Source organism: Blastococcus sp. SYSU DS0539 (assembly GCF_054050855.1).
Window position 1 is genome coordinate 1 of the sequence record NZ_JBJHAF010000012.1, and the last position, 16,751, is coordinate 16,751.

The following is a 16,751-nucleotide window of genomic DNA, read 5'->3' on the forward strand; positions in this document are numbered from 1 at the left end:
GTGGATCGAACATCCGTTCGATCCACGGGGGGACGAGCGGGAGGGGCCATGGGAGAGAGCGCGCGGGCGGCCGGGTGCACCGTGCTGCACGTCGACATGGACGCGTTCTTCGCCAGCGTCGAGGTTCGCCGGCACCCGGAGCTGGCCGGCGCGCCGGTCATCGTCGGCGGGGCCGGCAACCGGGGCGTGGTCACCTCGGCCACCTACGAGGCCCGGCGCTACGGCGTGCACGCGGCCATGCCCACCGCGCGGGCGCTGCGGCTGTGCCCGACGGCGACGGTCCTGCCGGGGGACCTGGCGCTCTACACCGAGGTGTCCCGGGCGGTCATGGCGCTGTTCCGGTCGATCACCCCGCTGGTCGAGCCGCTGAGCCTGGACGAGGCGTTCCTCGACGTCTCCGGCGCCGGCCGCCGGCTGGGCGACGCCGCGGAGATCGGCGAGTACCTCCGCGCCCGCGTCTTCGACGAGCAGGGCATCACCTGCTCGGTCGGCGTCGCCGGCACCAAGTTCGTGGCGAAGCTGGCCTCCACCCGGGCCAAGCCCGACGGGTTGCTGGTCGTACGCCCCCCGGAGGTCATGGGTTTCCTGCACCCGCTGCCGGTCAGCGCGCTCTGGGGCGTGGGCCCGAAGACGGAGGAGGCGCTGCTGCGGCTGGGGCTGCGCACGGTGGGCGACCTGGCGCACGTGCCGGCGAAGACCCTGCAGCGGGCCCTCGGCGTGGCTGCCGGCACCCACCTGCACGAGCTCGCCTGGGGCCGGGACCCCCGGCGGGTCGTCCCGGACGAGCCCGAGCGCTCCATCGGCGCGGAGGAGACCTTCGCCACCGACGTCGACGACCCCGTGGTCATCCACCGCGAGCTGCTGTGCCTGGCGGAGCGGACGGCGGGGCGACTGCGCTCGACCGGCAGTCTGGCCCGCACGGTGAGCATCAAGGTGCGCTTCGCCGACTTCGCGACGATCACCCGCAGCCGGACGCTCGGGGCGCCCACCGACGTGGGGCAGGAGCTCTACGACACCGCCCGCGCCCTCTACGACGCCCTGGGGCTCGACCGGGCCCGCATCCGGCTCGTCGGCGTCCGGGCCGAACGGCTCGTCGAGGCCGGGTCGGCGCCCCGCCAGCTGGAGCTCGGGGCGCGCGAGCACGGCCGCCGGGAGGCCGAGCTGGCCGCCGATCGCGCCGCCCGCCGGTTCGGTGCCGGCGCGGTCCGCCCGGCGACGCTCCTGCGCCGGTCGGGCACCTCCGGACCGGGTGGACGCTGACCAGGCGATTCGTGCCGGATCGGCCACCCGGAGGAGTGATCGGCCGACCCGCCCGGCGGGTCGCGGTGGCGTCGCCTTTCGCGCCTTGCAATCGGCTCGTATCCTCGGAGATACCGTCGGCGGGAGCCTCCGACGGACACTGGCTCCGCCCCTTTGGAGGTCGACGTGCCGCTCTCCGAGCACGAGCAGCGTCTGCTGGAGCAGATCGAGCGCGCCCTCGTCGATGACGATCCCAAGTTCGCTTCCTCGGTCCGCACCGGCGATCGCCGTCAGAAGGCCCGCCGCAAGCTGCAGCTCGGCGCCCTGCTGGTCCTGGTCGGCCTCGCCGGCCTGGTCGCCGGCGCGGTCGCCGAGTCCGTACCGCTCGGCGTGCTGGGATTCCTGGTCGCCTTCGGCGGTGCCGCCCTCGGGGTGCTGCACTACCGCGGGGCCACCGGCGCCGTCGAGGTCACCGACAGCCCCGCCGGGCCGCGCGGCTCGACGGCGGCCGGTCGTGGCGGCCGCGGCCGCAAGCAGCCGATGAAGGACCGCCTCGAGGAGCGCTTCCGCCGCCGCTACGACCAGTAGCCCTCACGCACCGCCCGCCCCGGCCGTCGTCCTCCCCGGACGGCGGCCGGTGGTGTCGTGCCACCACCGCGGCAGCGCGGCGCGCACGCCCGACACCAGCGAGGCCGGCCACAGCAGCGCCCGCAGCCGCACCGGCCACGGCCGCGATCCGGACAGTCCCCGGCGGGCCGTCCGCAGCGCCGCCCTCAGCTCGGGACCGGGCCGGTCGCCCCCCGGCCGGCCGTAGGTGGCCGCCTCCTCCGCCCGGGCCAGCTCGCGCACCGCCGCGACCGACGCCGCCACCGACGGACCGCCCGGCCCGCGGGTCACGGTTCTCACCAGCGCGTCGGCCACCCGGCGCGGGGTCCAGGACGGGTGCAGGTGCACCCCCAGGTCCACGGCGCCGGCCGTCAGCTCGTCCCAGAGCCCGTCGGCTCCCTCCCCGGCCAGCCGGCGACGACGCTGCAGGGCGCGCACCCCGGCCGGGGACGCCAGCAGCAGCGCGCCCAGGACGACCAGCGCGGCCGTGAGCAGGACCGGCTGCAGCGACGTCCCGGCCGGCTCTTGCGCGCCGACCTGCGGAACCGCCTCGGGGAGGCGGTCCCCGCGGGGTGCGACCGGCGCCGGGGCCGCGGAGGGGGCCGGCACGGCCGGGGCGGAGTCGACCCGCTCCTCGTCCGAGGCCCGCGGCGCCCACGGGAGAGTCACCTGCCGGGCGGGAGCCAGCGGAGTCGGGTCGAACGGCACCCACCCGTACCCCTGGAAGAAGACCTCCACCCAGGCGTGGGCGTCATCGCTGGTGATCAGCCGGGCGCCGTCCCGCTGGACGTCGCCGGGCGTGTAGCCCATCGCCACCCGTGCGGGCATCCCCGCCTGGCGGACCAGCACCGCCATCGCCCCGGCGTACTGCTCGCAGTAGCCGCGCTTGAGACGGAGGAAGTCCACCAGGTCGTCGCCGCTGGTGCCGGGAGCGGTGGAGAGGCTGTAGGTGAACCCGTTGGACCGGTCGGTGAGGTAGGTCTGGATGCGCCGGACGCGCTCGTAGGCCGTGGCCGCGCCGTCGGTCAGCCGGGCGGTCAGCTCCCCGATCGACGGGTCGAGCTCGGGGAGGGTGCCGAAGCGCTCCTGGACGGGGGAGCCCGGCGGCAGGGGTGCCGCAAGCGACAGCATCTCGGGCGACGGCCGGGGCTCGGTCGCGACCACCCGGTAGGAGAGCCCCGAGCTCGTCACGTCCCGGCCGAACACCGTCCCGGTCGCCGCGTCGAACCGCCACGCCTGGTCATCGCCTTCGACGCGCACCGCCTGCGGCACGGACGGGACGGGCAGGAACCGGTCGTCGTGCTCGAGGACCCGGATCGAGGCGGTCACCGGGCGGGTCGCCTGACGATCCGGCATTGGCGCGAGCGCCTCGTCGTCGGCCACCGAGATCTCGCCGTCGAGGTTGCTCAGCGACCAGCCGTCGGCCGGGTCGTACTCGTCGAGGGCCACGGCCCGGAGGTAGCCCGGGTCCTCCACCGAGGTGTCCACGCGCAGCAGCTCGATCGCCTCCGGCAGGGTCAGCTGCCCGCGTAGCTCCGCCGCCGGATCGAGAGAGGTCCCGGTGGCCGAGCCGGTGCCGCCGCCGAGGCCGGTGGTGAACGAGCCCTCCGGCAGGGTGGGCACCACGGTGCCGAGGACGACGCCCGCCGCCACGGCGAGCGCGCCGATGCGCACGGCAGCGCCCGTGGCACCGGTGACCGGCTCGCCGTCGGGCTCGTCCAGGGTCCGGCGCTGGTCGGCCCAGAGCAGCAGGGCGAAGCCGGCGGCCGGCCCCACCAGGGCCACCAGACCCACCCCGCCGATCACCGTGCCGACCGGCACGCAGAAGAGGACCAGGAGCCCGACCCCGGCCAGGGCGGCCTGCCGGCCGGCGACCGCGACCGTGTCGACGAGGACGGCGATCAGCCCGACGAACAGGGTGGTCAGCGCGAGCAGCCCGGTGAGCGGCAGGGCGGGCGTCGCCTGCTCGCGGATCTCGGCCGTGCCGTCCCCGAACACGTCGGCCAGGCCGGCGAGGGAGGTCGGGGTGGGCAGCACCCCGGCCACGGCGTCCTCGGACGCGAAGACGGCGGTGAGCACGCAGGCGACCAGCGCCAGCTGCCCGACCGGCACCAGCACGGTGCCGAGGCCCACGAGCGGCCCCGGGACGCTCGCCCGCGCGGACAGCCGGTCCCCGGCCGCCCGCAGCAGCAGCCCGCCGGCCAGCACCGCGGCGACCACGAGGACCACCGGCGGGAGCCAGGCCCGGCTGGTGAACACCGGGGTGAGGGCCAGCGCCCCCAGCAGGGTGGCGGCCGCGGCGGCGACGGGGGTCCGGACGTCCGACGTCCTCATGCCGGCGCCCCTGCGCCGACCGTGCCGAGCGCGGCCCACACGTCGGCGACGTCCTGGCCGGCGGCCGCGGTGGTCACCCGCCAGCCCGCGCCGGCCAGCATCGCCGCGGCCTGCTCCCGCTGGCCGGTCAGCGCGTCGGGGGCGGAGCCCGCCGCCGCCCGCCGCCGGCCGGGCCGCGGATCGGCCCATCCGGTGATGTCCATCAGCACCGCCAGCCCGGTGGCCGGGCCGGGGCGCAGCCGGACGAGGTCGGCCACGTCGTCGGGTCCCACGGCGCCCAGCAGGCAGACCAGCGGGCCGTCACCGGCCGCCCGGCACGCCGCCGACACCGCGGCCGACAGGTGGGGCACCCGCGAGGGCCCGACGGCGGCCAGCCGGTCCAGGAGCTCCTCCGCGCCGAGCCCCGTACGGCCGGGCGCCGGGGGCAGCTCCCCGGTCTCGGTGACCACCCGCAGCTCCGCGCCGCGCTGGACCAGGGCGGCCCCGATGCTGGCCGCGGCCTCGACGAGCCACTCGAGGCTGTCGGCGGGCGGGCAGTCGTCACCGGGCGGCCCGGGGACCCGGCGGGCGGTGTGCCCGGCCGGGGCGACGAGGTGCGCCCGCGCCCGGGTGTCGAGCAGCAGCGTGCCCTGGGCGCGCCAGGGCCGTTCCTCCAGCCGGACCATCAGCTCGCCGGTGCGCGCGGTGGCCCGCCAGTGCACCTTGCGCAGGTCGTCGCCCTGCCGGTACTCGCGCACGCTGACGTCGTCGTCGCCGTGCACGGCCAGCGCGCGGCGGGCGCCGTCGCCCCCGCTGCCGTGCTCCCCACCCGGCCCCTCGCGGCCGAGCGGGCGCACCCGGGGGACGACGGCCAGCGGCGCGGTCTCGGTGCCGGCGACGGTGCGCTCGACCAGGCCGAACGGGTCGACGATCCGCAGCCGCAGCGGACCCAGCTGGTAGCGGCCCCGGTGCCGGCCGAGCAGCCGGTACCGGACGGTGGTGGAGGCGCCGGCGGCCAGGCCGGCCACCGCGAAGCGGTGCGGGCGGCCCAGGCCGGGGGGCACCTGCTCGGTGAGCAGCCAGACCCCGCCCCGGCGGGTGTCGGAGTTGGCCAGCTGCAGCACTACCTCGGCCGGGGCGCCGCGCGGCACCCGCGGTGGGGTGACGCTGCGCCGGGTGGTCATCCGGAACCGCCCCCGCGTCACGGTCACCGCGGCGAGGAGCGGCAGGGCCAGGACGAATCCGGCCAGCTGCACCAGCGGCCGCTCGCCCAGCACCGCACCGGTGAGGCCCAGGAACAGGCCGCCCCCGACCAGGCAGCGACCGCGGAGCGTGAGGGCCGAGCTCGCCCCGGGACCGCCGACCACGCGTCAGCGCCCGCGGAGGACCGGCACGGAGGCGAGCAGCGAGGTGACCACCTGCTCGGGCGTGCGCCGGCCGACCGACGCCTCGCTGCTGAGCAGCAGGCGGTGGGCCAGCACCGGCACGGCGAGCGCCTGCACGTCGTCGGGCAGCACGTGGTCGCGGCCGTCGAGCGCGGCGGCGGCGCGGGCGGCGCGGAGCAGCTGCAGCCCGGCCCGCGGCGAGGCGCCGAGGCGCAGCTCGGGGGAGCGGCGGGTGGCCTCCACGAGGGCGACGACGTACCGGCGGACCGCCTCGGAGACGTGCAACCGGCCGACGGCGGCGACCAGCGACCGGATGAGGGCGGCGTCGGCGACCGGCCGGAGAGCGCCCAGGGGGTCGGTGGTGGCGCGGTCGTCGAGCATCGCCAGCTCCGCGGCCGGGTCGGGGTAGCCCATGGAGACCCGGGCGGTGAACCGGTCGCGCTGCGCCTCGGGCAGGGGGTAGGTGCCCTCCATCTCCAGCGGGTTCTGCGTGGCCATCACGAGGAACGGGCGGGCCAGCTCGTAGCTGACGCCGTCGACGGTGACCTGCCGCTCCTCCATGCACTCCAGCAGGGCCGACTGCGTCTTGGGGGAGGCCCGGTTGATCTCGTCGGCCACGACCACATTGGCGAAGATCGCGCCGGGCTTGAACTCGAACGCCCGGGTCTCCTGGTCGTAGACCGCCACGCCGGTCACGTCGCTCGGCAGCAGGTCGGGCGTGAACTGGATGCGCCGCACGGTCGCGTCGACGGACCCGGCCAGCGCCTTGGCCAGCGTGGTCTTGCCGACGCCGGGGATGTCCTCGATCAGCAGGTGGCCCTCGGCCAGCAGCACGATCAGCGCCAGGCGGACGACGCCGTCCTTGCCCTGGACGACGCGGCTCACGCTCGCCGCGATCCGTGCCCCCTCGGCGGCGACGTCGACCGACGCGTCGGCCGTCCCGTCGGCGGCCCGTGTCGCCTCCGTCACCGCTCCACCGTACGTGCCGTGCGCGACCCGGGGCGGGTCGTCGCGTCCGCCTCCGTCCACCCCGCTGCGGCGCCTCCGGACGCCGGTGGGGGAGGCGGGTCACGACACGGCCTCGAGTGGTGTCCAGTGGGGGCTGGTGGGTTAGTGTGTCGACCGGTGGGGAGGCAGGGTTCCGCCAGGGGACCGGCAGAGCCATGGGAGGACCGATGCGGGAGGTGATCCGGTGTTCGTCGGCAGCTACCAGTTGCGCCTCGACGAGAAGGGCCGGCTCGCCCTGCCCGTCCGGTTCCGCGAGCAGGTGGCCGACGGCATGGTGATCAAGAAGGGCCAGGACCGCTGCATCTACGGGCTCACCATGGCCCGGGTCGCCGAGCAGAGCGCCGCGATGGCGGCCATGGCGCCCTCCGACACCGCCGCGGCGCGCATGCGCGCCCGCATGAGCTTCGGGTCGATGGTCGAGCTGGAGCCGGACAAGGCCGGCCGGATCACCCTCCCCGCGAGCCTGCGCGAGTACGCCCACCTGGACCGCGACGTGGTCGTGGTCGGGGTCGACACGCGCTTCGAGATCTGGGACTCCGCCACCTGGGACGCCTACGTGGCCGAGCAGGAGGCCGCCTTCGCCGACATGGAGAGCGAGGGGATGCCGACCTTGTCGTGATCCCGGGACGCCCTCCCCGCCCCACCGGCCTCCGCGCCGCTGCCGTTCGAGCCGCCTTCCCCGCGGCTCGACCGGACCGGGCCCCAGCCGCCTTCCCCGCGGCTCGGTCCCACAGCGGAGGACCGCACGGACCAGCGGTGCGGGCCCTCGGCCGGCACGGGTGATCCCACCGGCCCCGCGGGGCGCCACCTGACGCTCTTCCCCGACGCCAGGCGGACCCCGCGGGGCCGGACACCTCACCGGTCCGACGTCCCACCGCCCCACCCCGCTCCACCGGCCCCACCGCGCCCCACCGCCGGAACGGCGCACCACCGCCCCCCTGGGCCCCACCCGCACACCGCCCGCCGCCGCGTCCCCCCGCGGCCGAGCGCGAGGCGGCACCATCGCCGCACCATCCCGGACCCTTCGAGAGGCAGCAGACGATGAGCAGCACTGGAGGTGCCGCGGCCCCGGGCCACCCGCGGCCCCCGGTGCACGTGCCCGTCCTCCTCGACCGGGTCGTCGAGCTCCTCGGCCCCGCCTGCGCCGCCGACGGCGCCGTCCTGGTCGACGCCACCCTGGGCCTGGCCGGCCACACCCTCGCGATGCTCGGCGCCCACCCGGGGCTGCGCGTGGTCGGGCTCGACCGCGACCCGCAGGCCCGTGCGGAGGCCACCCGCCGGATCGAGGCCGCCGGCCACGCCGACCGCGTCACGGTCGTGCCGGCCGTCTTCGACGAGCTCCCCGAGGTGCTCGACCGGCTCGGGATCGACGAGGTCCAGGGCGTGCTCTTCGACCTCGGCGTCTCCTCGCTCCAGATCGACCGGCCCGACCGCGGCTTCAGCTACTCCACCGACGCCCCCCTCGACATGCGGATGGACCCCGGCGCGCCACGGACGGCCGCCGACGTCGTGAACACCTACGCCCACGGCGACCTGGCGCGGGTGCTCCGGGTCTACGGCGAGGAGCGCTTCGCCTCCCGCATCGCCTCGGCGATCGAGCGGGAACGTGCGCGCGAGCCGTTCACCACCACCGCGCGCCTGGCGGAGCTGGTCCGGGACTCGATCCCCGCCGCCACCCGGCGCACCGGGGGGCACCCCGCGAAGCGGACCTTCCAGGCCCTGCGCATTGAGGTCAACGACGAGCTGGGCGCCCTCGAGCGCGCCCTCCCCGCCGCGATCGACGCCCTGCCGGTGGGCGGCCGTGTCGTGGTCATCACCTTCCATTCCTTGGAGGACCGGATTGTGAAGCAGACGTTCGCCGCGGGTGCGGTGGACCGCACCCCGCCGGGGCTGCCGGTGCAGCTGCCCGAGTACGGGCCGGTGCTGCGGCTGCTGACCCGCGGGGGAGAGGCGGCCGCGCCCGAGGAGACCGCCGGCAACCCGCGCGCGGCCTCGGCCCGGGTGCGGGCCGCCGAGCGCATCCGGCGGGCGGCGTGACCCGCGCCGCGGCGGTCCGCACCGCCGTTCCGCGCACCAGCGCTCCGCGCACCGGCTCCACGCGGGCCACCGGCTCCACGCGGGCCACCGGCTCCACGCGGGCCACCGGCTCCACGCGGGCCACCGGCTCCACGCGGGCCACCGGCTCCACGCGAGCCACCGGCTCCACCCGCGCCACCCCCCGCCCGGAGCTGCGGCTGGTGCCCACCGGCGCCGCCGTCCGGCCCCGGCGCCGCGCCCGCGCCGCGCTGCGCTCCCGCAAGGCGCCGTTCGTCCTCCTGGTCGTGGCGCTCCTGGGCCTCACCACGCTCGGGCTGCTGGTGCTCAACACCGCCATCGCGGTGGACTCGCTCAAGGCCACCCAGCTGCGGGCGGAGAACGCCGCCCGGGCCCAGGAGGTCCAGCGCCTGGAGCAGCTCGTGGTGTCCGGGAACATGCCGGCCGGCGTCGCCGAGGCCGCGGTCGCGGCCGGCCTCGTGCCCGCAGGCGTCCCCGGGTACCTGGTGCTCGGCCCCGGGGGGACGACGACGATGCGCGGCGCCCCCGAGCCCGCGCCCGCACCGCCGGCGCCGGAGCCGGCCCCCGCACCCGCACCCGTGGAGGGCGCAGCCGCACCCGCACCGGTGGAGGGCGCAGCCGCACCCGCACCGGTGGAGGGCGCACCCGGACCCGCACCGGTGGACGGCGCACCCGCACAGGTGGACGGCGCACCCGTGCCCGCGCCGGCGGACAGCGCGCCGGACGGGGACTGAGCCGTGCCGAGCAGCGTCCGCGGCGCCGGCCCGCGCACCGCGCGCCCGTCGGCTCCCGGCCGGGGCGAGACCGGCCCGTTCGTGTCCCGCCGCGCCCCCGGCACCCGCCGGAGCGGCGGGGCCGGCCTCTCGGTCGACCAGCGCGGCCGGCGGAACCGGTGGGGCCTGGTCGTGCTCATCGCGCTGCTGGTGCTCGTCGTCGCGCGCCTCGTGGTGCTCCAGGGCATCGACGGCGCCGCCTACGCCAGCGCCGCGGAGCAGGACCGGCTGCGCACCTACCCGATCGCCGCCCTCCGCGGCCAGGTCCTCGACCGCGACGGCAACCCGTTCGCCTACACGGTCGACGCCTCGCGCGTGGTGGCCGACCCGACCGTGGTCCGCGACCCGGCCCGGACGGCGCTGGCGCTCACCACGCTGCTCGACGTCCCGGTGCCCGAGCTGACCGAGAAGCTCTCCGCGGAGGGCCGGTACGTCGTCCTGGCCACCCAGGTCACGCCGGAGACCACCGACGCGATCGAGGAACTCGAGCTCTCCGGCGTCTTCCTCGAGGACGACCCGGTGCGCCTGTACCCGGCGGGCTCCGTCGGCGGCCAGGTCGTCGGGTTCGTCGGGCGCGAGGGCACCGGCCTGGCCGGCATCGAGCAGACCTTCGAGGAGCAGCTGTCGGGCACGCCGGGGCAGCGCACGGTGGAGGTCGGCAGTGGCGGCCACCGGATCCCCTCGGGCATCGACGAGGCCACCCCGGCGACCGACGGCCGGGACGTCACGCTCACCCTGGACCAGGACCTGCAGTTCGTCACCGAGCAGCGGCTGGCCGAGGCGTGCGCGGACGGGGCCACCACCCGCGCCTCCGCGGTCGTGCTCGAGGTCGCGACCGGCCAGGTGGCGGCGATGGGCTCCTGCCCGGGCTACGACCCCGGCAGGTACGCCGAGACCGACCCCGCGCGGCTGGGCAACCCGCTGGTCTCCGACGTCTTCGAGCCCGGCTCGATCATGAAGGCGGTGACGCTCGCGGCCGCCCTCGAGGAGGGGGTCGCGACGCCGGACCGGGTGCTGTCGGTCAACGGCCACATCGAGGCCGGTGACCGCGTGGTCACCGACGCCCACGACCACGCGCCGGTCGACTGGACGGTCACCGGCATCCTCGCCAAGAGCAGCAACGTCGGCACGATCATGCTGGCCCGCGAGGTCGGCGACGCGAAGCTCGAGGAGTACCTGCGGGCGTTCGGCGTCGGTGAGAAGACCGGTATCGAGCTGCCCGGCGAGAGCCGCGGCATCCTCGAGGACTCCGCGGACTGGACCGCCGTGCGCGCGGCCAACGTGCCCATCGGCCAGGGCGTCTCGGTCACCACGCTGCAGATGGCCTCGATCTACCAGGCGATCGCCAACGGGGGCATGCGGATCGAGCCCCGGATCGTGTCGTCGGTGACCGGTGCCGACGGCCGCCCGGAGCCCGCCGCCGAGCCGGCCCGGACGCGGGTGGTCAGCGAGTCGACCGCCGAGCAGATGGCCTACATGCTCGAGGCCGTCGTCGGCAAGGGCGGCACCGCCCCGCTGGCGCAGATCGAGGGCTTCCGAGTGGCCGGCAAGACGGGCACCGCGCAGCGGGCCAACCCCGAGTGCAACTGCTACGCCGGCGGCGGCTACGTGACCACGTTCGTCGGGTTCGCCCCGGCCGACGACCCCCAGTACGTCGTCGCCGTCGACCTGGAGCGCCCGACCAGTTCCGCGGAGGGCGGCCAGGTCGCCGCGCCGGTCTTCGCCGACGTCATGCGGGCCGCGCTGACCGCCGACGGCGTGGTGCCCTCGGGCACCCCGCGTCCCGAGTTCGAGCTGACCGGCACCCCCTGAACCGCGCCCCGGCCGCGTCGCGCCCCGCACGGGGCGCGACGCGGCCGGCGGTGCCCGTGCACGTGCGCTGGTCGGGCGGGTCCCCGCCGGTAGATTGGAGCCCCGTGACCCCGACCGACCCCGGGACGACCCCCCGGACCGCCGGGAACCGCCCGCTGCCCCTCGCCGCGCTGGCCGACCTCGTCGGCATCCCCGAGGGCGCTGGCGCCGACGTCGCGGTCTCCGGGGTCACCCTCGCCTCCACCGAGGTCACCCCCGGTTCCCTCTACGCCGCGCTGCCCGGCGCCCGGACCCACGGCGCCCGCTACGCGGCCGACGCCGCCGCCCGGGGCGCCGTGGCGCTGCTGACCGATCCCACCGGCCGCGAGCAGGCGCTGGCGACCGGGTTGCCGGTGTGCGTCGTGAAGGACCCCCGCGCCGTGCTCGGGGCGGTCGCCGACCGGGTCTACGGGGAGCCCAGCCGCCGGCTCACCGTCCTGGGGATCACCGGCACCAACGGCAAGACGACGACGAGCTACCTGGTCGAGGCCGGTCTGGCCGCCGCTGGACGGTGCAGCGGGCTGATCGGCACCGTCCAGGCCCGCACCCGCGGGCGGGCCGCCGACGGCAGCCCGACGGTGACCGCGCTGCCCAGCATCCGCACCACCCCGGAGGCCCCGGCCCTGCACGCGCTGCTGGCCGGCATGGCCGACGCGGGCGTCGACACCGTCGTCATGGAGGTCTCCAGCCACGCGCTGGTCCAGGGGCGCGTGGGCGGCGTGCGTTTCGCCGCCGCCGGCTTCACCAACCTCGGCCGCGACCACCTGGACTTCCACCGCGACATGGAGGACTACTTCCAGGCCAAGGCGCTGCTGTTCGACGGCCGCGCCGCGGTGGAGGTCGTCGACGTCGACGATCCCCACGGCCGCCGGCTGGTGGCCCGCCCCGGGCGCCCGCGGCCGGTGACGGTCGCCAGCAGCGAGGGGGCGCAGGCCGACTGGACCGCCTCCGGCGTCGCCACCGTGCCCGGCGGCGGCTCGGCGTTCACCCTGCACGGGCCCGGCGGCCGCAGCTGGCCGGCCCGCCTGCGCCTGCCCGGCCGGTTCAACGTGGCCAACGCGGTGCTCGCCGTCGCGCTGCTGGACGGCATCGGCGTCGCCGTGGAGGACGCGATCGCGGGCCTGGCCGACACCGTCGTCCCCGGGCGGATGGAGCCGGTCGACGCCGGCCAGCCCTTCGTCGCCGTCGTCGACTACGCCCACACCCCGGACGCCGTGCGCACCGCGCTGGCCGCCCTGCGCGGGGCCACGCCGGGGCGGCTGATCACCGTCCTGGGCTGCGGCGGCGACCGCGACCCGGGCAAGCGCCCGGAGATGGGCCGGGCGGCCGCCGAGGGCAGCGACGTCCTGGTGGTCACCGACGACAACCCCCGCTCCGAGGAGCCCGCCGCGATCCGGGCGGCGATGCTGGCCGGCGTCGCCGAGGTCCCCGGCGGCCGGCGCGCCGAGGTGCTGGAGGTCGGCGACCGCCGGGCCGCGCTGGCCGCGGCCGTGCGGCTGGCCGGCGCGGGGGACACGCTCCTCGTGGCCGGCAAGGGCCACGAGACGGGACAGGAGATCGCGGGCACGGTGCACCCCTTCGACGACCGCACGGCGCTGCGCGAGGTCCTGAGCGGAGGAACGTCGTGATCGAGCTGTCCCTGACCGAGGTGGCCGAGCTGGCCGGTGGCCGCCTGGAGGGCGCCCCGGACGGTGCCGTCACCGGCACGGTCACGCTCGACTCGCGCGCCGTCGCGCCCGGCGACCTGTTCGTCGCCGTGGCGGGGGAGCGGGCCGACGGCCACGACTTCCTGGGCGCCGCCGCCGCGGCCGGTGCGGCCGGCGCGCTGGCCGCCCGGCCCGATCCCGCGCTGCAGTGCGTCGTCGTCGACGACCCCGTGGCCGCGCTCGGCCGGCTGGCGGCCGGCGTGCACGAGCGGCTGACCGCCGCGGGCGTGCGCACGCTGGCCATCACCGGCTCGTCCGGCAAGACCTCGACCAAGGACCTCCTCGGCCAGGTCCTCGCGGCCGCCGGGCCGACGGTCAGCCCGCCGGGGTCCTACAACAACGACATCGGCCTGCCCCTCACGGTGCTCTCGGCCGGCCGGGACACCCGGTTCCTCGTGCTCGAGATGGGCTCCCGCGGCCCGGGGCACATCGCCCGCCTGTGCCGGGTGGCCCGGCCGCAGATCGGCGTAGTCCTCAACGTGGGCTCGGCCCACCTCGGGGAGTTCGGCAGCCCCGAGGGCATCGCGCAGGCCAAGGGCGAGCTCGTCGAGGCGCTCCCGGACGACGGCACCGCGGTGCTCAACGCCGACGACCCCCGGGTCATCGGCATGGCTCCCCGCACGCGGGCCCGCGTGCTCGCGACCGGCCGGTCCGCGCAGGCCGCGGTCCGCGCGCTCGACGTCACCCTGGACGACTCGGCCCGCGCCCGGTTCACCCTGGTGGCCGGCGGCGAGCGCCACCCGGTGGCGCTGCGCGTGGTGGGGGAGCACCAGGTCGCCAACGCGCTGTCGGCGGCCGGCGCCGCGCTGGCGGCCGGCCTGGCCCCCGCCGACGTCGCCGCGGCGCTGTCGGCCGCGGAGACCCGCAGCCGCTGGCGGATGGAGGTCGACCGGCGCGCCGACGGCGTCACCGTCGTCAACGACGCCTACAACGCCAACCCCGAGTCGATGCGGGCCGCGCTGGCGGCCCTCGCCGGCCTGCCGGCGCAGCGCCGCATCGCCGTCCTGGGCGGCATGGCCGAGCTCGGCCCGGACGCCGGCGCCGAGCACGAGCGGCTGGGCCGCGACGCCGCCGCGGCGGGGGTCGACCTGGTCGTGGCGGTCGGCGCCGATGCGGTAGGCATAGCGGAGGGCGCGGCCGCCGGAGGGCGGCGCGCAGGAGAGGAGTCGGTGCACGTGCCGGACCGGGGCGCTGCCCTTGCGTGGCTGACGGAGGTGCTGCGCCCGGGGGACGTCGTCCTCGTGAAGGCCAGCCGCTCCTACGGCCTGGAGCTGCTCGCGGCCGACCTGCTGGGCGGTGCCGGGCAGTGAGGAGCGTCCTCATCGCGGCCGCCGTCGGCCTGATCATCTCGATCCTGCTGACGCCGCTGGCCATCCGGGCCTTCCGCCGCCAGGGGCTGGGCCAGGAGATCCGCGACGACGGTCCCGAGAGCCACCTGTCGAAGAAGGGCACGCCCACCATGGGCGGCACCGTCATCGTGGGTGCCACCGTGCTCGGCTACCTCGTCGCCCACCTGGCGTTCGTCGGCGACCCGGGCTGGGGGTTCAGCGCCACCGGCATGCTGCTGCTGTTCCTCATGGTCGGCATGGGCACCGTCGGCTTCCTCGACGACTACCTCAAGATCCGTCACCGGCGCAGCCTGGGGCTGAACAAGACGGCCAAGCTGGTGGGCCAGCTCGTCGTCGGCGTCACCTTCGCGATCCTGGCGATCAACTTCCCGTCCGACGGGGTCACGCCCGCCTCGACGGTGGTGTCCTACGTCCGCGACATCGCGCCGCTGGCCCTGGGCCCCATCGCCTTCGTGATCCTGGCCTACCTGTTCATCGCCGGGTTCTCCAACGCCGTGAACCTCACCGACGGCCTGGACGGGCTCGCCGCCGGCTCCTCGGCCATGGTGCTCGCCTCCTACCTCGTCATCTCGTTCTGGCAGTTCACCCACAACTGCGCCAACGAGCTGATCGACGGCTGCTACACGGTGCGCGATCCGCTGGACGTGACGCTGGTGGCGGCCGCGGGCATGGGGGCCTGCCTGGGCTTCCTGTGGTGGAACACCAGCCCGGCCCGCATCTTCATGGGCGACACCGGCTCGCTGGCGCTGGGCGGTCTGATCGCCGGGCTGGCGATCGTCACCCGGACCGAGCTGCTGCTCGTCGTCCTCGGCGGTCTCTTCGTCGCGGTGACGCTGTCGGTCATCATCCAGGTGGCCTTCTTCCGGGCCACCCGCCGGCGGGTCTTCCGCATGGCGCCGCTGCACCACCACTTCGAGCTCGCCGGCTGGACCGAGAACACCGTGATCGTGCGGTTCTGGCTGGTCACGGGCATGGCGGTCGCCTTCGGTCTCGGCCTGTTCTACGCCGACTGGCTGAGCTTCGTGGGCCTGTGAGCGCGCCCGGATCCGTGGTGGCCGGCCGCACCGTGCTCGTGGCGGGGCTCGGCGTGTCCGGTGCGGCCGCCGCGCGCGTGCTGCTGGACTCCGGCGCCCGGGTGCTGCTCGCCGACGCCGCGCGCCCGCCGGCCGTCGACGAGCTGACCGGCCGCGGCGCCGAGTGGCTGGGCGCGGCGGAGGTCCTGCCCGAGGGCGTCGACCTGGTCGTCACCTCACCGGGCTGGCGGCCCGACGCGCCGCTGCTGGCCGCCGCCGCGGCCGCCGGGGTCGAGGTGGTGGGCGAGCCCGAGCTGGCCTGGCGGCTGCGCATCCCCGGGCCGGACGGCACGCCGGCGCCCTGGCTGGCGGTCACCGGTACCAACGGCAAGACGACGACGGTCACCATGCTGGAGGCGATCCTCGCCGCCGCCGGGCACCGCGCCGTGGCGGCCGGGAACGTGGGCCGGCCCCTCGTCGAGGTGGTCACCGCCCGCGACGACGACGGCGCCCCCGCCCACGACGTGCTCGCGGTCGAGCTCTCGAGCTTCCAGCTGCACTGGTCCTCGTCGCTGGCCCCGGCCGCGGCCGCGGTGCTCAACGTCGCCGACGACCACACCGACTGGCACGGTTCCTTCGCCGCCTACCGCGACGCCAAGGCGCGCATCCTCGAGCGCGCCCCGGTCGCCGTCGCCGACGCGGGCGATCCGGTCGCCGCCGGCCTCGTCGGCGCCCACGCCCGGCCGGTGACGGTCACCCTGGCCGAGCCCGCCCCCGGGCAGCTGGGCGTGCGGGCCGGTGCGCTGGTGGACCGGGCCTTCGCCGCCGATCCGGCGGGCGAGGTGATCATGGCCCGCGCCGACCTGCCCGTCCCCGGGCCGCACAACACCGTGAACGCCCTCGCCGCGGCGGCGCTCGCCCGCGCGGCCGGCGTCCCGCTGGAGGCGGTCGCCCGCGGGCTGGCCGGCTTCCGGGGCGGCGCCCACCGCAACGTCCTCGTCGCCACGGTCGGCGGCGTGGACTACGTCGACGACAGCAAGGCGACCAACCCGCACGCCGCCGGGGCCTCCCTGGCGGCATATCCGCGGGTCGTCTGGATCGCCGGTGGCCTGCTCAAGGGCGCCGACGTCGATCCGCTCGTCGCCGCCGTCGCCCATCGGCTGGCCGGGGTCGTGCTGCTCGGCCGCGACCGCGCGGTGGTGGCGCGGTCCCTGGCGCGACACGCGCCGTCGGTGCCGGTCGTCGAGGTGGCCAGCGGGAACGATGGACAGATGGACGCCCACCGGACCGACGCGGAGACGACGATGGCCCGGGTGGTCACCGCAGCCGCCGGCCTGGCCCGGCCCGGGGACACGGTGCTGCTCGCGCCGGCCGCGGCGTCCATGGACGTCTTCCGGGACTACGGGCACCGCGGGCAGGCCTTCGCCGACGCGGTGCGGGCGCTGGGGTGACG

At 76.9% G+C, this 16,751-nt stretch carries 13 protein-coding genes; 10 read left to right on the forward strand and 3 right to left on the reverse strand.

What is annotated here, in order from left to right; translation table 11 throughout:
* Positions 1-48 precede the first annotated feature (48 nt).
* Both dinB and ACI790_RS14870 read left to right on the forward strand, forming a co-directional pair.
* Positions 49-1,260: a DNA polymerase IV gene (gene dinB, locus ACI790_RS14865; RefSeq protein ID WP_456570555.1), complete on the forward strand. Its 1,212-nt coding sequence runs from the start codon at positions 49-51 to the stop codon at positions 1,258-1,260.
* A 165-nt stretch (positions 1,261-1,425) separates the two neighbouring features.
* Positions 1,426-1,827 (forward strand): DUF3040 domain-containing protein, encoded by a 402-nt coding sequence (locus ACI790_RS14870; protein ID WP_456570556.1) that lies wholly within the window; start codon positions 1,426-1,428, stop codon positions 1,825-1,827.
* A gap of 3 nt (positions 1,828-1,830) precedes the next feature.
* Here the strand turns inward: ACI790_RS14870 and ACI790_RS14875 are convergent, their stop codons facing one another.
* Genes ACI790_RS14875 through ACI790_RS14885 form a run of 3 tightly spaced genes read right to left on the reverse strand, consistent with a single transcriptional unit; the run spans position 1,831 to position 6,512 of the window.
* A complete protein-coding gene (locus ACI790_RS14875) occupies positions 1,831-4,179 on the reverse strand; it encodes a transglutaminase family protein (protein ID WP_456570557.1) in 2,349 nt (782 codons plus the stop codon).
* On the reverse strand, positions 4,176-5,525 hold the full coding sequence (locus ACI790_RS14880; RefSeq protein ID WP_456570558.1) for a DUF58 domain-containing protein: 1,350 nt from the start codon (positions 5,523-5,525) through the stop codon (positions 4,176-4,178). The genes ACI790_RS14875 and ACI790_RS14880 overlap by 4 nt, the downstream gene beginning before the upstream one ends.
* 3 nt (positions 5,526-5,528) lie before the next feature.
* Complete coding sequence (locus ACI790_RS14885) at positions 5,529-6,512, reverse strand: AAA family ATPase (protein WP_456570559.1); 984 nt, start codon at positions 6,510-6,512, stop codon at positions 5,529-5,531.
* 223 nt (positions 6,513-6,735) lie between these two features.
* Here ACI790_RS14885 and mraZ point away from each other — a divergent pair, with 223 nt between their 5' ends.
* From mraZ to murD, 8 genes are all read left to right on the forward strand, one after another.
* A complete protein-coding gene (gene mraZ, locus ACI790_RS14890; protein WP_456570560.1) occupies positions 6,736-7,170 on the forward strand; it encodes a division/cell wall cluster transcriptional repressor MraZ in 435 nt (144 codons plus the stop codon).
* 422 nt (positions 7,171-7,592) lie between these two features.
* Entirely contained in the window at positions 7,593-8,588 is a 996-nt protein-coding gene (rsmH, locus tag ACI790_RS14895) for a 16S rRNA (cytosine(1402)-N(4))-methyltransferase RsmH (RefSeq protein WP_456570561.1), read from the forward strand.
* Positions 8,585-9,340, forward strand: coding sequence for a hypothetical protein (locus ACI790_RS14900; RefSeq protein ID WP_456570562.1), 756 nt, complete (start codon positions 8,585-8,587; stop codon positions 9,338-9,340). Before rsmH ends, ACI790_RS14900 begins: the two co-directional genes overlap by 4 nt.
* 3 nt (positions 9,341-9,343) lie before the next feature.
* A complete protein-coding gene (locus ACI790_RS14905; protein ID WP_456570563.1) occupies positions 9,344-11,191 on the forward strand; it encodes a peptidoglycan D,D-transpeptidase FtsI family protein in 1,848 nt (615 codons plus the stop codon).
* Between the two features lie 104 nt (positions 11,192-11,295).
* Positions 11,296-12,858, forward strand: a complete 1,563-nt coding sequence (locus ACI790_RS14910; RefSeq protein WP_456570564.1) for a UDP-N-acetylmuramoyl-L-alanyl-D-glutamate--2,6-diaminopimelate ligase — start codon at positions 11,296-11,298, stop codon at positions 12,856-12,858.
* Positions 12,855-14,246 carry a UDP-N-acetylmuramoyl-tripeptide--D-alanyl-D-alanine ligase gene (locus ACI790_RS14915; protein WP_456570565.1) on the forward strand — a complete coding sequence of 464 codons (1,392 nt, stop codon included), beginning with the start codon at positions 12,855-12,857 and terminating at the stop codon, positions 14,244-14,246. Before ACI790_RS14910 ends, ACI790_RS14915 begins: the two co-directional genes overlap by 4 nt.
* Entirely contained in the window at positions 14,243-15,319 is a 1,077-nt protein-coding gene (mraY, locus tag ACI790_RS14920) for a phospho-N-acetylmuramoyl-pentapeptide-transferase (RefSeq protein WP_456570566.1), read from the forward strand. The genes ACI790_RS14915 and mraY overlap by 4 nt, the downstream gene beginning before the upstream one ends.
* Entirely contained in the window at positions 15,316-16,749 is a 1,434-nt protein-coding gene (murD, locus tag ACI790_RS14925; RefSeq protein WP_456570567.1) for a UDP-N-acetylmuramoyl-L-alanine--D-glutamate ligase, read from the forward strand. The genes mraY and murD overlap by 4 nt, the downstream gene beginning before the upstream one ends.
* Positions 16,750-16,751: the final 2 nt, after the last annotated feature.

Coding starts and splice junctions, on each gene's coding strand:
- rsmH (WP_456570561.1), top strand. CDS start 7,593: ATGAGCAGCACTGGAGGTGCCGCGGCCCCGGGCCACCCGCGGCCCCCG.
- dinB (WP_456570555.1), top strand. CDS start 49: ATGGGAGAGAGCGCGCGGGCGGCCGGGTGCACCGTGCTGCACGTCGAC.
- ACI790_RS14875 (WP_456570557.1), bottom strand. CDS start 4,179: ATGAGGACGTCGGACGTCCGGACCCCCGTCGCCGCCGCGGCCGCCACC.